This window comes from Azospirillum sp. UENF 112521 (assembly GCF_058780665.1).
In genome coordinates this window covers 2,238,576-2,251,955 of the sequence record NZ_JBSNCI010000002.1, presented here as the reverse complement: position 1 = coordinate 2,251,955, position 13,380 = coordinate 2,238,576, and the positions used below count along the sequence as shown (strand labels likewise).

Annotated in this window: 12 protein-coding genes; 6 read left to right on the top strand and 6 right to left on the bottom strand. The window is 67.5% G+C overall.

Features of this window, described 5'->3' with window-relative positions; genetic code table 11:
• Positions 1-99 precede the first annotated feature (99 nt).
• Genes def through truA form a run of 3 tightly spaced genes read left to right on the top strand, consistent with a single transcriptional unit; the run spans position 100 to position 2,345 of the window.
• The gene (def, locus tag ACWPN8_RS13000) at positions 100-612 is read left to right on the top strand and encodes a peptide deformylase (RefSeq protein WP_109445545.1); all 513 of its coding nucleotides are present in this window, start codon (positions 100-102) and stop codon (positions 610-612) included.
• Positions 613-645: 33 nt separating this feature from the next.
• The gene (gene fmt / locus ACWPN8_RS12995; RefSeq protein WP_492241026.1) at positions 646-1,602 is read left to right on the top strand and encodes a methionyl-tRNA formyltransferase; all 957 of its coding nucleotides are present in this window, start codon (positions 646-648) and stop codon (positions 1,600-1,602) included.
• A 5-nt stretch (positions 1,603-1,607) separates the two neighbouring features.
• Positions 1,608-2,345, top strand: a complete 738-nt coding sequence (truA, locus tag ACWPN8_RS12990; protein WP_492241025.1) for a tRNA pseudouridine(38-40) synthase TruA — start codon at positions 1,608-1,610, stop codon at positions 2,343-2,345.
• Between the two features lie 6 nt (positions 2,346-2,351).
• Here the strand turns inward: truA and ACWPN8_RS12985 are convergent, their stop codons facing one another.
• Both ACWPN8_RS12985 and ACWPN8_RS12980 read right to left on the bottom strand, forming a co-directional pair.
• Positions 2,352-3,374, bottom strand: a complete 1,023-nt coding sequence (locus ACWPN8_RS12985) for an alpha/beta hydrolase family protein (RefSeq protein ID WP_492241390.1) — start codon at positions 3,372-3,374, stop codon at positions 2,352-2,354.
• A 2-nt stretch (positions 3,375-3,376) separates the two neighbouring features.
• Positions 3,377-4,261: a LysR family transcriptional regulator gene (locus tag ACWPN8_RS12980; RefSeq protein WP_109445551.1), complete on the bottom strand. Its 885-nt coding sequence runs from the start codon at positions 4,259-4,261 to the stop codon at positions 3,377-3,379.
• An 85-nt stretch (positions 4,262-4,346) separates the two neighbouring features.
• Between ACWPN8_RS12980 and ACWPN8_RS12975 the strand changes: the two genes are divergently transcribed.
• Positions 4,347-4,952: a cysteine hydrolase family protein gene (locus tag ACWPN8_RS12975; protein ID WP_492241024.1), complete on the top strand. Its 606-nt coding sequence runs from the start codon at positions 4,347-4,349 to the stop codon at positions 4,950-4,952.
• Between the two features lie 44 nt (positions 4,953-4,996).
• Here ACWPN8_RS12975 and ACWPN8_RS12970 read toward each other — a convergent pair whose 3' ends face one another.
• Complete coding sequence (locus ACWPN8_RS12970; protein WP_492241023.1) at positions 4,997-6,607, bottom strand: ABC transporter substrate-binding protein; 1,611 nt, start codon at positions 6,605-6,607, stop codon at positions 4,997-4,999.
• 199 nt (positions 6,608-6,806) lie between these two features.
• Between ACWPN8_RS12970 and ACWPN8_RS12965 the strand changes: the two genes are divergently transcribed.
• Positions 6,807-7,826, top strand: a complete 1,020-nt coding sequence (locus tag ACWPN8_RS12965) for an aspartate-semialdehyde dehydrogenase (protein ID WP_109445557.1) — start codon at positions 6,807-6,809, stop codon at positions 7,824-7,826.
• A gap of 86 nt (positions 7,827-7,912) precedes the next feature.
• Positions 7,913-9,223 (top strand): branched-chain amino acid ABC transporter permease, encoded by a 1,311-nt coding sequence (locus ACWPN8_RS12960; protein ID WP_492241022.1) that lies wholly within the window; start codon positions 7,913-7,915, stop codon positions 9,221-9,223.
• Positions 9,224-9,285: 62 nt separating this feature from the next.
• Here ACWPN8_RS12960 and leuC read toward each other — a convergent pair whose 3' ends face one another.
• The 3 genes from leuC to ACWPN8_RS12945 all read right to left on the bottom strand — a co-directional run bounded on the left by leuC (position 9,286) and on the right by ACWPN8_RS12945 (position 13,283).
• Positions 9,286-10,689, bottom strand: a complete 1,404-nt coding sequence (leuC, locus tag ACWPN8_RS12955; protein WP_492241021.1) for a 3-isopropylmalate dehydratase large subunit — start codon at positions 10,687-10,689, stop codon at positions 9,286-9,288.
• A gap of 165 nt (positions 10,690-10,854) precedes the next feature.
• A complete protein-coding gene (locus ACWPN8_RS12950; RefSeq protein ID WP_109445563.1) occupies positions 10,855-12,270 on the bottom strand; it encodes an FAD-binding oxidoreductase in 1,416 nt (471 codons plus the stop codon).
• A 68-nt stretch (positions 12,271-12,338) separates the two neighbouring features.
• Positions 12,339-13,283 carry a DMT family transporter gene (locus ACWPN8_RS12945; RefSeq protein ID WP_492241020.1) on the bottom strand — a complete coding sequence of 315 codons (945 nt, stop codon included), beginning with the start codon at positions 13,281-13,283 and terminating at the stop codon, positions 12,339-12,341.
• Positions 13,284-13,380 lie beyond the last annotated feature (97 nt).

The following is a 13,380-nucleotide window of genomic DNA, read 5'->3' as shown; positions in this document are numbered from 1 at the left end:
GCGGTTCTGCATCGTTCGCATAGGTCCGATTCCTTGACCGAAACGCTCGGTCCGCCTACTTTGTCCGTTTGAACTTTCCCTTACCAGCATCGAGCACCCATGGCCCGTCTTCCGATCCTCGTCGCCCCGCATCCGATCCTGAAGCGCAAGGCGCAACCCGTCGCCGAAGTGGATGCGCGCGTCGTCAAGCTGATGGACGACATGGTGGAGACCATGTACGACGCCGCCGGCATCGGTCTGGCCGCTCCGCAGGTCGGTGTGCTCGACCGTGTCATCGTCGTCGACGTCCATGAGAAGGGCGAGCCGCCGAACCCGATCCGCCTCGCCAACCCGGAAATCGTCTGGTCGTCGGACGAGAAGGCGGTGTGCGAGGAAGGCTGCCTGTCGGTGCCGGAACAGTACGCCGACGTCACCCGGCCTGTGCGCATCCGCGTCCGCTATCTGGATGAAAAGAACCAGCCGCAGGAGATCGAGGCCGACGGGATGCTCGCCACCTGCATCCAGCACGAGATCGACCATCTGAACGGCGTTCTGTTCGTCGACTACCTGTCGATGCTGAAGCGGAACATCCTGCTGAAGAAGGTCCAGAAGATGCAGAAGGCCACGGCCTGACCAGCCGCGCAGCAGATCGGCGATAAAAATCCAATGACCCCGCTCCGTCTCGTTTTCATGGGTACGCCGGATTTCGCCGTGCCCAGCCTTGCCGCGCTGATCGAGGCGGGGCATCAGGTCGTTTGCGTCTACAGCCAGCCGCCGCGCCCGGCCGGCCGCGGCCAGCAGGTGCAGAAATCGCCCGTCCACCGCTTCGCCGAGGAGCAGGGCATCCCCGTGCGCACGCCCAAGAGCCTGCGCAATGCCGAGGCCCAGGCCGAGTTCGCCGATCTCAAGGCCGATGCCGCCGTGGTCGCCGCCTATGGCCTGATCCTGCCGCAGCCGATCCTCGACGCGCCGCGGCTGGGTTGCGTCAACGTCCATGGCTCGCTGCTGCCGCGCTGGCGCGGGGCGGCGCCGATCCAGCGCTCCATCCTGGCCGGCGATGCCGAGACCGGGATCACCATCATGCAGATGGACATCGGGCTCGACACCGGCGCCATGCTGTCTCGGCAAGCGGTGGCCATCACCCCCGCCACCACCGCCAGCAGCCTGCATGACGAGCTGGCCGCACTCGGCGCCCGCATGATCGTCCCGGCGCTGGACGGGCTGGCCGCCGGCACGTTGGCCGCCGTGCCGCAGCCGGAAGAGGGCGTAACCTACGCCGCCAAGCTGACGCGTGAGGATGGCCGGCTCGACTGGAACCAACCCGCCGCCCATGTCGAGCGGCAGGTTCGCGCCCTGACCCCCTGGCCCGGCTGCTGGTTCGATGCTTCCAATGGTGAGCGCATCAAGGTTCTCGCCGCCGAACCCGCCTCCGGCACCGGCACGCCGGGCACGCTGCTCGACGACCGGCTGACGGTCGCCTGCGCCGACGGGGCGGTGCGGCTGACCAGGGTGCAGCGGCCGGGCAAGGCTCCGGTGGATGGTGCGGCCTTCCTGCGCGGATTCGCGCTGGCGGTCGGGCAGCCGGTCTCCGCTTCCGAAGCCGCCGAACCCGTGGCGGATTGACCATCGTGCAGCGCTGGAAACTGACCGTTGAGTATGACGGCCGCCCCTTCGTCGGCTGGCAGCGCCAGGACAACGGCCCCTCTGTCCAGCAGAGCCTGGAGGAGGCGGTGCACCGCCTGTCGGGCGAGGTGGTGCGGGTCCATGGCTCCGGCCGCACCGACGCCGGCGTGCATGCGTTGGGTCAGGTCTGCCATTTCGATCTGGAAAAGCCCTTCACCGGCCTGAAGCTGCGCGACGCCCTGAACTTCCACCTGAAGCCAGCGCCCATCGCGGTGCTGGAGGTGGAGGCGGTGACGGAGGAGTTCCACGCCCGCCTGACCTCGACCGGCCGCGCCTATGTCTACCGCATCGTCAACCGCCGCGCGCCGCTGGCGCTCGATGCCGGCCGGGCCTGGCACGTCACCCGTCCGCTGAACGCCGAGGCGATGCATGAAGCGGCGCAGGTGCTGGTCGGCCAGCATGACTTCTCCAGCTTCCGCGCCGCGCTGTGTCAGGCCAAGTCGCCGGTGAAGACGCTGGACCGGCTGGCCGTGGAGCGGCAGGGCGAAGAGATCCGCGTCCATGCCGCCGCGCGCTCGTTCCTGCACCATCAGGTCCGCAACATGGTCGGCACGCTGGAACTGGTCGGTGCCGGCAAATGGACAGTGGACAACGTCCGCCGTGCGCTGGATGCCCGCGACCGTGCCAAGGCGGGGCCGACCTGTCCGCCGGACGGGTTGTATTTCATGTCGGCGCGTTACTGAATTGGGTCAATTGCTGATCCGCTCCGGCTGCTCGGGCATGAATTGGAGCGTCTTCAACAGACTGTCCGTTTCGACGCCCTGGGCGCAGAGGCCGGTGGCGGTTTCGCCGAAATCGACCAGACCGTGGTAGCGGGGCGGCCGGGCCCGTTCGAGCGGGACCAACCAGGCCTTGTGCCCCCGTGCCGCCAAGCCGTCGAAATACAGTCGTTGGGTACGGAACAGCACATTCGTTTCCCGCGGATCTCCGATGACCAAGATCCGGCGCGCCGGATTGTTGGGAATCAGGTCGAGCGAGCGGTAGGGATCGAACCAAGTCTCCGGCTTTGCCAAGCGGGTCTTGACGCCATGCGCCTGGAGGTAGGCTTCGTAAGCGGAGGCACCGGACGAGATGACGGCGCATTTCAGGTCGGTGCGGCGGGCCAGGAATTCGGCCGTCAGCGTGCCTCCGGCACTGCTTCCACCGAGCGACCATTGCCCGATGCCATAGCGCTTCTTGAGCAGATCGAGATGGGCGTTCATCAGCGCCGCCTCGCGCGGGGTATGGCGCATGGTCCAGAATTTGCCGGAACTGCCATAAGCTCCCGGACGGGCCAGGAAAATGAAGGGCACGCCGAAGCGTGCCGACAAGACCCGTTCCTGTTCGATCATGCCGGCGACGCTCAACCCCTCCTGATGCCCGATCTGCTGCGGCCTGGAACCCATCACGTCGCCATGCATCCAGGCCGCGACGATCGGATTTGAGCCGGGCTTCAGGCCGGCCGCGTAATAGCGCAGGCATTCGCCGCGACCGTCGACCTCCACCCAGCTGGCGGTTTCCAGCGCCTCAAACTCGGCGCATTGCGTGCGGGTGACGCTTTTCCCGGCTGCGACAACCGTGTTGGTGAAGGTTTCGTCATTGGGCCGGGACTGCGCGTGGGCGGGGACTGCCGCGACGATGGCGAGGCCCACCAGACACAGGGAGCGGAACGACATGGCGGACAAGCCTTTTGTGGCGACAGCTGAAGGAGGGTGGTGGAGGTGGCGGGGCATCGTCAACCGCCTTCCAGCCTTTCCCGCTCCGCGGTGAAGACGGCCACCAGATGCTCGATCACCGTGCGTACCCGCGGCACGTCGCGGCGGTCGCGGTGAACCAGCAGCCAGACCTCGCGGGTTAATGGCGAGCAGGGCGGCGGACCGGACAACGGCTGCCGCACCAGTCCCGGCACGCCGTCCGCCAGCATGCAGGGCAGGAAGGCGGTGCCGAAGCCGGCGACCGCCGCCGCAAGCTGCCCCTGCACGCTGTTGGAGCGGAAGGCGACACGCCGGCCGCCGCCATGACGGTCCAGCCACAAAGCCTCCGGCAATTCCGCCATCGACTCGTCGTAGGCGATCAGGGTGTCGGACGCGTCCGGTGCCGCATACAGCCCATAGCCCAGCGTCGCCAGCCGCCGCCCGACCAGATCGCCGCGCTGCGGCCGGGCCAGCCGGATCGCCAGATCGGCCTCCCGCCGAGCGAGGCTGAGGGTGCGGTTGTCGACGATGATCTCCAGGTCCAGGCCAGGGTTGGCTGTCCGCAGCGGTCCCAGCCGGGGGATCAGGAAGATGTCGGCCAGCGCCTGGGTCATGGTCAGCCGCACGGTGCCGGTCAGCCCGGCCGCGTCGCCTTCGCGGCGTCTGATCGCCTGTGCCCGTTCGTCCATCGCCTCGGCCAGGGCGCGGACGCCTTCACCGTCCCCGGTGAGGACATAGCCGTCGGGCCGGCGCTCCATCAGGCTGCGGCCGAGCGTTGCCTCCAGCGCGGCCAGCCGGCGCCCGACCGTGGCGTGGCTCAGCCGCAGGCTGCGGGCCGCCGCCGACAGGCTGCCGGCGCGGGCCAGTTCCAGGAACACACGCAAATCGTCCCAATCGAGCGGGCCTGTGAATTTTTGGACAGCCATCGTGCAAGCATAGCGGATGGCTGAGCATCGGTGAACGGGGCAGCATCGCCGTCATCGATTTTCAGCGACCACGGAGCCTCTCGCGATGACGACTTTTCCTGCTCGGACCCTGCGCCAGATCGTCGGTGCGCCGGCCACCCCCGCCCCCTTGGACAAGGCGGTGCTGGTGCTGATCGACCTTCAGCGCGAATACACCGACGGCGCCCTGCGGCTGTCGGGTGTCGATGCCGCGGTGGAGCGGGCCGCGGAACTGCTGGTGCTGGCCCGTGCCAACCGCGTGCCGGTGATCCACATCGTCCATCACACTGCGGCGGGCGCCCCGGTGTTCGACCCCACCGGGCCGCTGGCGCAGATCGTCCCGGCCGTCGCCCCGCGCGACGGGGAACCGGTGATCGTCAAGAAGCTCGCCAATGCCTTCGCCGGGACCGACTTGCAGACTGTGGCGCGCGACAGCGGGCGGACGGAGATGATCGTCGCCGGCTTCATGACCCACAACTGCGTGAGCAGCACGGCGCGGTCGGCGGTGGACCATGGCTGGCGAGTGACGGTCGTGGCGTCGGCCACTGCCACCCGCGATCTGCCGGACGGCAAGGGCGGCGTGGTGCCGGCGGCCGACATCCAGCGCGGCGTGCTGACCGGCCTGTCCGACAGCCTCGCCGTGGTGGTCGAGGATGTGCGCGCCTGGGGGTGAGCCCATGGACCCAAGAAAGAGGGGGGCGGTGAGCCCCCCGCATCTTACTTCTTCTCGGCCTTCCAGTAGTAGTTGGTGTCGAAGCTCGGGCCCCAGACGAGGCCGTTGACGCTCTTGCGCTCGGCGACCATCTCGGTCTGCTGGAACATGATGACGAAGGGCGAGTCGGCGAGGACCGAGCGCTGAAGCTCCTCGTACATCTGGGCGCGCTTGGCGCCGTCGCGCTCCTCGATGGCGGCGGCGGTCTTCCTGGTCAGTTCCGGAATGTCCCAGGCGTTGCGCCAGGCCAGCGGCTTGGACTTGGCGTTGTCGCCGTTGTCCGGGTTGGAGGCGAAGGTGTCGGCGTTGGAGTTCGGGTCCTGATAGTCCGCACCCCACTGCTGGATCATCAGCTCATGGTTGCGGGCGCGGTACTTGGTCAGCACCTGCTTGCCGTCGCCGGGGATGATCTCGATCTTGATGCCGGCCTTGGCGGCGCTGGCCTGGATCGCCTGGGCCATGTCCTGGGTCGGATTGGTGTTGCGGACGTCCATGCTGACGGTGAAGCCATCGGGATAGCCGGCCTTCGCCAGCAGCTCCTTCGCCTTGGCCGGATCGTACTTGTAGGGGTTGTCGTTGACGGCCCCCAGGAAACCCTTGGGCAGGAAGGCCTGATGGACGGCGCCGATGCCGTTCATGATGGTTCCGGCCATGCCGTCATAGTCGACCAGATACTTGAAGGCCTCGCGCACCTCGGGCTTTGCCAGGGTGGCGTTCTTCTGGTTCAGGCTGAGATACCACAGCGTGCCCTTCGGCGCCTGGACCAGACGGATGGCGTCGCTCGACTTCAGCGGTTCGAACTGCTCCGGCTTCAGGTTGCGCGCGACATCGACGTCGCCCTTCTCCAGCAGCAGGCGCTGGGTCGCCGGTTCCGGGATGTGGCGGATCAGCACGCGCTTCAGCTTCGGGGCGCCGCGCCAGTATTTCGGGTTGGCGTCGAAGGTCAGCAGCTCGCTCGCCTTCCACTGCTTCAGGATGAAGGGGCCGGAGCCGGCGGAGTTGGTCTTCAGCCAGCCGGCGCCGAAATCGCCGTCCTTCTCCTTGCCCTTCACCAGCTTGGAATCGACGATGGAGGCCACGTCGGCGGTCAGGCAATAGAGCACGAAGGTCGGCGCATAGACCTTGTCGGTGGTGAAGACCAGAGTCTTCGGATCGGTGGCGCGCACCATCTGGTCGACATTCTCGGGCGTCAGGCCGAACTGGGTCAGGATGAAGGCCGGACCCTTGTTCATCTTCACCGCGCGGGAGAAGGACCACGCCACATCCTCGGCCGTCATCGGGTTGCCGGAATGGAAGGCGATGCCATCACGGATCTTGAAGGTGAAGGTCTTGCCGTCCGGCGACACGGTCCAGCTTTCTGCGGCCTCGCCCTCGATCTTGCTGACGTCGTTGACGTCGAAATGGATCAGCCGGTCATAAACCTGGGCGCTGTATTCCGCACCCGACAGCTCGAAGATCTCGCCGGGGTCGAGGCTGACGATGTCGTCGAACTGCCACGCCATCACCAGCGCGTCCTTCGGCGTGTCGGCAAGGGCGGGGGCGGCGAAACCGGCGAGGGCGAGAGCGGCGGCACCAAGAACTGTCTGCGCAATGAGGCCGCGCTTGAAGCTGGTCATCCGTGAAGTCTCCCTGGAGGCCCGTTCGGGCACTGTTGAGGGACGGAATCTTCCCGCCGCCTTCCATCGCATGTCAACCCGGCTGGAAGGCAGGTTTGATGTGGGACGGGTTGCAATTCGCAGGGAAAGTGCCTAGCTCCTAACGCCCTCCGGCACCATTCTTGTTTTCGCGGATATTCGGCAGAAGGAAACCCCCGTCATGGGCTATACCGTCGCGGTCATCGGCGCCACCGGCAATGTCGGGCGCGAGATCCTGCAAACGCTGGCCGAGCGGAAGTTCCCGGCCGACAAGGTCATCGCGCTCGCCTCCGAGAAGTCGATCGGCCAGGAGGTGTCCTATGGCGAGGACGAGATCCTCAAGGTCCAGGATCTCAACAAGTTCGACTTCCATGGCGTGGACATCGTGCTGTCGTCGCCCGGCGCCAAGGTGTCGGCCATCCATGTGCCGCGGGCGGCCGCCGCCGGGGCCATGGTGATCGACAACACCTCGCAGTTCCGCATGGATCCCGACGTGCCGCTGGTGGTGCCGGAGGTGAACCCGGAGACGCTGGTCGGCTATCGCAAGCGCGGCATCATCGCCAACCCCAACGGTGCCACCATCCAGATGGCGGTGGCGCTGAAGCCCCTGCACGACCGTTTCAAGATCCGCCGCGTCGTGGTGTCGACCTACCAGTCGGTGTCGGGCGCCGGCAAGGAGGCGATGGACGAGCTGTTCACCCAGACCCGCGCCATCTTCGTCAACGATCCGGTCGCCAAGAGCGTCTTCCCCAAACAGATCGCCTTCAACGTCATCCCCCACATCGACAGCTTCATGGAGGACGGCTCCACCAGGGAAGAGTGGAAGATGACGGTGGAGACCAAGAAGATCCTCGATCCGAAGATCAAGGTCGCCGCCACCTGCGTCCGCGTGCCGACCTTCATCGGCCATGCCCTGTCGATCAACATCGAGACGGAGGAACCGATCAGCGCCGAGGAGGCCCGCCTCGTCCTGCGCGCCGCCCCCGGCATCTCGGTGATCGACCTGCAGACCGGCGACGGCTATGTCACCCCGGTGGAGATCGCCGGCGAAAACCCGGTCTTCGTCAGCCGCATCCGCGACGACATCACGGTGGAGAACGGCCTGTCCTTCTGGTGCGTCGCCGACAACCTGCGCAAGGGCGCCGCGCTGAATGCCGTGCAGATCGCCGAGCTGCTGGTGCGCGATTACATGGTGGAGTGAAGGGACGGGTGGGGGCACAGTGCCGGCGCTTCCCACCCTTCCAAATTGTCGGTAGGCTGAACCGTCCCACCTGACCGGGCGGTTCCGTGCTCCGCATTCTGCCGCTGTTGTGCCTCGTCCTGCTGATGCTCACCGGGTGCGGCGTCGATGCCGACCAGGATGTGCTGTGCCGGAAACTGATCCCGGCCTTCGAACCCGGCCGCGTCACCGACCTGTCCACCCGCAGCTACACTGAGGACAAGCGGGTGCTGCGCGTCGATTACCGCAGCGGCAGCCAGTCCCACTGGATCGCCTGCCGTTTCGCCGGCACGTCGATGGAGGAGGGGCGGCGCACCCTGGTGGCGGTGGCGACCGATCGCAGCGGCTGGCTGACCGAGATGCGCTTCGCCATGCTCCAGCAATGGCTGCGCATCAAGCCGCCGCGCGACGCCATCGGCGGGGTCGTCGAGACTGAAAGGCCGCCGCCGACGCGCTGGACGCCCGCCCTGTTTCTGGCCCAACAAATCATCAATGCCGCCACCGTCGCCTGCGTCTATGGGCTGCTCGCGCTGGGCTACACGCTGGTCTACGCCATCCTCGGCCAGATCAATCTGGCGATGGGGGAGTTGACGATGGTCGGCGCCATGGTGACGGCGATGGCGGCGGCCGGGCTCGGCATGGCCGGCTGGGCGACATGGCCGCCGGCGCTGCTGGGCGTGCTGGTGCTGGTGATCGGCTTCACCGCGGTACAGGGCTGGACGATGGACCGGCTGGTCTTCCGCCGACTGCGCGGGGTGCGCAGCCACACGCCGCTGATCGTCGCGGTCGGGCTGTCCATTGCCTATCAGGAGGGGGTACGGCTGCTGCATGGCGCGCGCGACTGGTGGCCGGCGCCGGTGCTGACCGGACGCTACGACCTGCTGAGCGACGGCGCCTTCACCGTCACCGCGCTGACCGCGCAGCTGGCGATCCTGGTGCTGACGGGCGGGCTTTATGCCGCGCTTTGGGGAATCATGCAGCGCACCGCCTTCGGCCGGGCGCATCGCGCCTGCACCGACGACATCGCGGCGGCGGAACTGGTGGGGGTGGACGTCAACCGCACGGTGGCGGCGACCTTCGCCATCGGCGGCGGACTGGCCGCGGCGGCGGGGGCGGTGATCGCGCTCTATTACGGCGGGGTGAACTTCTTCACCGGTTACCTGATCGGCTTCAAGGCGCTGGCCGCAGCGGTGGTCGGCGGCATCGGCTCGGTGCCGGGGGCGATGCTCGGCGGCGCCCTGCTGGGGCTGGTCGAGACCTTCTGGTCAGCCTATTTCGCGCTCGCCTACAAGGACATCGTGGCGTTCGGGCTGCTGACGCTTTTCCTGATCTATCGGCCGCAGGGACTGATGGGGCAGGCAAGGGGCAGGGGGGACTAGCGAGAAAGCTTTGGCGTGGGCGCCCCCTCCCTCCGCAGTCGGAGAGAGGGGGCGAAGAGCCCTTACAGCGTGCGGACGTCCGTCAGGTGGCCGGTCACTGCCGCCGCCACGGCCATCGCCGGGCTGACGAGGTGGGTGCGGCCGCCGCGGCCCTGACGGCCTTCGAAGTTGCGGTTCGAGGTCGAGGCGCTGCGCTCGCCTGGAGCCAGACGGTCGGCGTTCATCGCCAGGCACATGGAGCAGCCCGGCTCGCGCCACTCGAAGCCGGCCTCGGTGAAGATCTTGTCCAGACCCTCTTCCTCGGCCTGCTCCTTGACCAGACCCGAACCGGGAACCACCAGGGCGCGGACGCCCTCGGCGACCTTGCGGCCCTTGGCGAGGTCGGCGGCGGCGCGCAGGTCTTCGATGCGGCCGTTGGTGCAGGAGCCGATGAACACGGTGTCGACCTTGACGCTCGACAGCGGCTGGCCGGGGGTCAGGCCCATGTAGGCGAGCGAGCGCTCGACGGCGGCGCGCTTGCCCTCGTCGGCGATGTCGGCCGGGTTCGGGACGGTAGCGGTGATCGGCAGCACGTCTTCCGGGCTGGTGCCCCAGGTGACCTGCGGCGCGATGTCGGCGGCGTTCAGCACGACGGTGGCGTCATAGACCGCGCCCTCGTCCGACGGCAGCGTCTTCCAGTACTGGACGGCCTGCTCGAAGGCGCCGGCCTTCGGCGCCAGGGCGCGGCCCTGCACATACTCGAAGGTCTTCTCGTCCGGGGCGATCAGGCCGGCGCGGGCGCCGCCTTCGATGGCCATGTTGCAGACGGTCATGCGGCCTTCCATCGACAGGTCGCGGATGGCTTCGCCCGCGAACTCGATGACGTAGCCGGTACCGCCGGCGGTGCCGATCTTGCCGATGATGGCCAGCACGATGTCCTTGGCGGTGACGCCGGGATTCACCTTGCCGTCCACGCGGATCAGCATGTTCTTGGCCGGCTTTTGCAGCAGGGTCTGGGTGGCCAGCACATGCTCCACCTCCGACGTGCCGATGCCGAAGGCCAGGGCGCCGAAGGCACCATGGGTGGCGGTGTGGCTGTCGCCGCAGACGATGGTGGCGCCGGGCAGGGTGAAGCCCTGTTCCGGACCGACGATGTGGACGATGCCCTGGCGGACGTCGTCCATCGGGAAATAGCGCACGCCGAAGTCGCGGGCGTTCTTGTCCAGCGTCTCCACCTGGATCCGGCTCTCCTCCTCGGTGATACCCTTGGAGCGGTCGGTGGTGGGGACGTTGTGATCGGGCACGGCGAGAGTGGCTTCCGGACGCCGCACCTGGCGGCCGGCAACACGCAGTCCTTCGAACGCCTGCGGGCTGGTCACTTCATGGACCAGATGGCGGTCGATATAGAGGATGCAGGTGCCGTCGTCCTGGCGATGCACGACGTGGCTGTCCCAGATCTTGTCGAACAGAGTGCGCGGCTTGGACATCGGAAAAACTCTCTCTCGCGGTACGACAGGCGCAGAAGAAACGGAGGCCGCACCATAGCCTTGTGTCGTGCCGGGGACAAGCATTGCGCTACGTCTGTCGTCGCAAGCCTGTCCCCCGCAATATTATGACACTGGAGGCCGATGAGAGGGCCGGTGAGGGGGTGCTCAGGGCAGCATCTTGCCGGGGTTCAGCAGACCGTTGGGGTCGAGCGTCGCCTTGATGGCGCGCAGCATGTCGAACTCGACCGGGCCCTTGATGGCCGGCATCTCGTCCTTCTTGAAGCGGCCGACGCCATGCTCGGCGGAGATCGAGCCGTCGAGCTTGAAGATCACCTCGTTCACCACATGGCAGATCTCGTCCCAGCGGTCGAGATAGGCCTTGGTGTCGGCACCCTCGGGCTGGCTGAGGTTGAAGTGGATGTTGCCGTCGCCGACATGGCCGAAGGGGGTCGGGCGGATGCCGGGGCATGCCTCGGCCACCGCCGCTTCCGCCAGGTCGATGAACTCGGCGACGCGGGACACCGGGATCGACACGTCGTTCTTGATCGAGCCGCCCTCGAACTTCTGCGCCTCGACGATGGCCTCGCGGATGAACCACAGCTGCTTGGCCTGGGCGTCGGACTGGGCCAGCGTGGCGTCGGTCGCCAGTTCGGCCTCGAACGCCTCGCCCAGCGCGGTCTCCACCGTCTCCTGGAAGGCGTCGGACTTGGTGCCGGCGGTCAGCTCGGTCAGGACATACCAGGGCGACGGCTCCGACAGCGGGTCGATGGTGCCGGCAACATGCTTCAGCGCGAAATCCAGGCAGCGGCGCGACATCAGCTCGAAGGCCGAGACGGCGTCGCCGGAGGCGGCGCGCAGGCGGGCCAGCAGCTCGATGGCGGCGGCCGGGCTCGGCACTGCGACGAAGGCGGTGATCGACTGGCGCGGGCGCGGGAACAGCTTCAGCACCGCGGCGGTGACGATGCCCAGCGTGCCTTCGGCGCCGATGAACAGGTTCTTCAGGTCATAGCCGGTGTTGTTCTTGCGCAGGCGGCGCATGCCGTCCCAGACGCGGCCGTCGGCCAGCACCACCTCCAGCCCCAGCACGAGGTCGCGGGTGTTGCCGTAGCGCAGGACGTTGATGCCGCCGGCATTGGTGGAGATCAGCCCGCCGATCTGCGCCGTGCCCTCCGCCCCCAGGCTCAGCGGGAACAGGCGGTCGGCGTCGGCCGCGGCCTCCTGGATGGCGGTCAGCACCACGCCGGCCTCGACAGTCATGGTGTAGTTCAGCGTGTCGATGTCGCGGATGCGGTTCAGGCGTGACAGGCTGAGAACGATCTCGCGCCCGTCCTCATACGGGATGGAGCCGCCGACGAGGCTGGTGTTGCCGCCCTGCGGCACAATGGGAATGCCGGCCTCGGCGCAGATCTTCACGACCGCCGCCACCTCGGCGGTGTTGGCCGGGCGGACCACCGCCGGGCTGTTGCCCTTGAAACGCCCGCGCCACTCCGCAAGGTAGGGGGCCATGTCGGCGGCGTCGGTGAGGATGCCGGACGGGCCGACGATGGCGCGGATCTGGTCGAGGGCGGCGGCGACGGTCATGGCAAGGCGTCCAGGGCAGGTTGAGGGGCTTGCAATCGGTCCCTTCTAACGTCTTCGCCGACCATTTTCTATCCTTTGGCGGCCGATGCGGATTTGCGTTGCCCCAGCCGTGCGAACAGCCTTCCATCGATGGCGGCAAGGCCGCCGGCGATCAGCGCCATGCCGATCCCATGCCGCACCGCCAGCCGCTCGCCGAGAAACAGGCCGCCCAGCAGGATGGCGCTGACCGGGATCAGGAACGTGACGAGCATCAGGTTGGTCGCCCCGGCGGAAGCCAGGACGCGAAAGAAGATGACGTAGGCCAGGGCGGTGGACAGCAGGGCGATGCCGACGACGGCACCCCAGGCGGCCGTACTGGGCATCGGCAGGGTCCAGGGACGATCAACCAGCAGGGCCACCGGCACCAGCATCAGGGTGGAGGCGGTGACCTGCCCCGTCGCGGTAACCAGCGGCGACACTCCCATGCCCTTGAACCGGCGACCGAAGATGCCGGCGAAGGAGTAGGACAGGGCGGCACCCAGCACCGCAAGCTGCGGCAGCAACCCGTTTCCCAGCCCGGCCAGTGCCGTCGGGCCGATCATGACCGCCACGCCGGCGAAGCCGACGAGCACCCCGGCCAGCCGGTTGCCGGTCATCTTCTCATCTCTGGTCAGGACATGCGCAACCAGTACGCCGAACAGCGGGGTGGTGGCGTTGAGGACCGAAGCGACGCCGCTGGAGATCTGCGTCTGTCCCCAGACGATCAGGCAGAAGGGAAGCAGGTTGTTCAATACCCCCATGGCGAAGAAGGCGACCCATGTCCGGCGGTCCCGCGGCATCGGCAGTCCCAGGATCCGCAACAGCCCGCCGAGTGCCAGGGCCGCCAGCGCGACCCGCATGGCGACGATGGTGAGCGGCGGCAATTCCCGTACGGCGATGCCGACGAAGAAAAAGGAACCGCCCCACAGGATCGAAAGCGCGACCAGGAGGCCCCAGTCGGTCAGGTCCATCGGCTTGTGGCTCGGTGCGGTCATCGGGCAGCCTCCATTGATGGCTTATGAGTGTTCGTCCGTATCCGTGTCCGGGGCTGGACATGCCGGGTTCCGGCATCCTGCACGGCGGTGCCGGCCG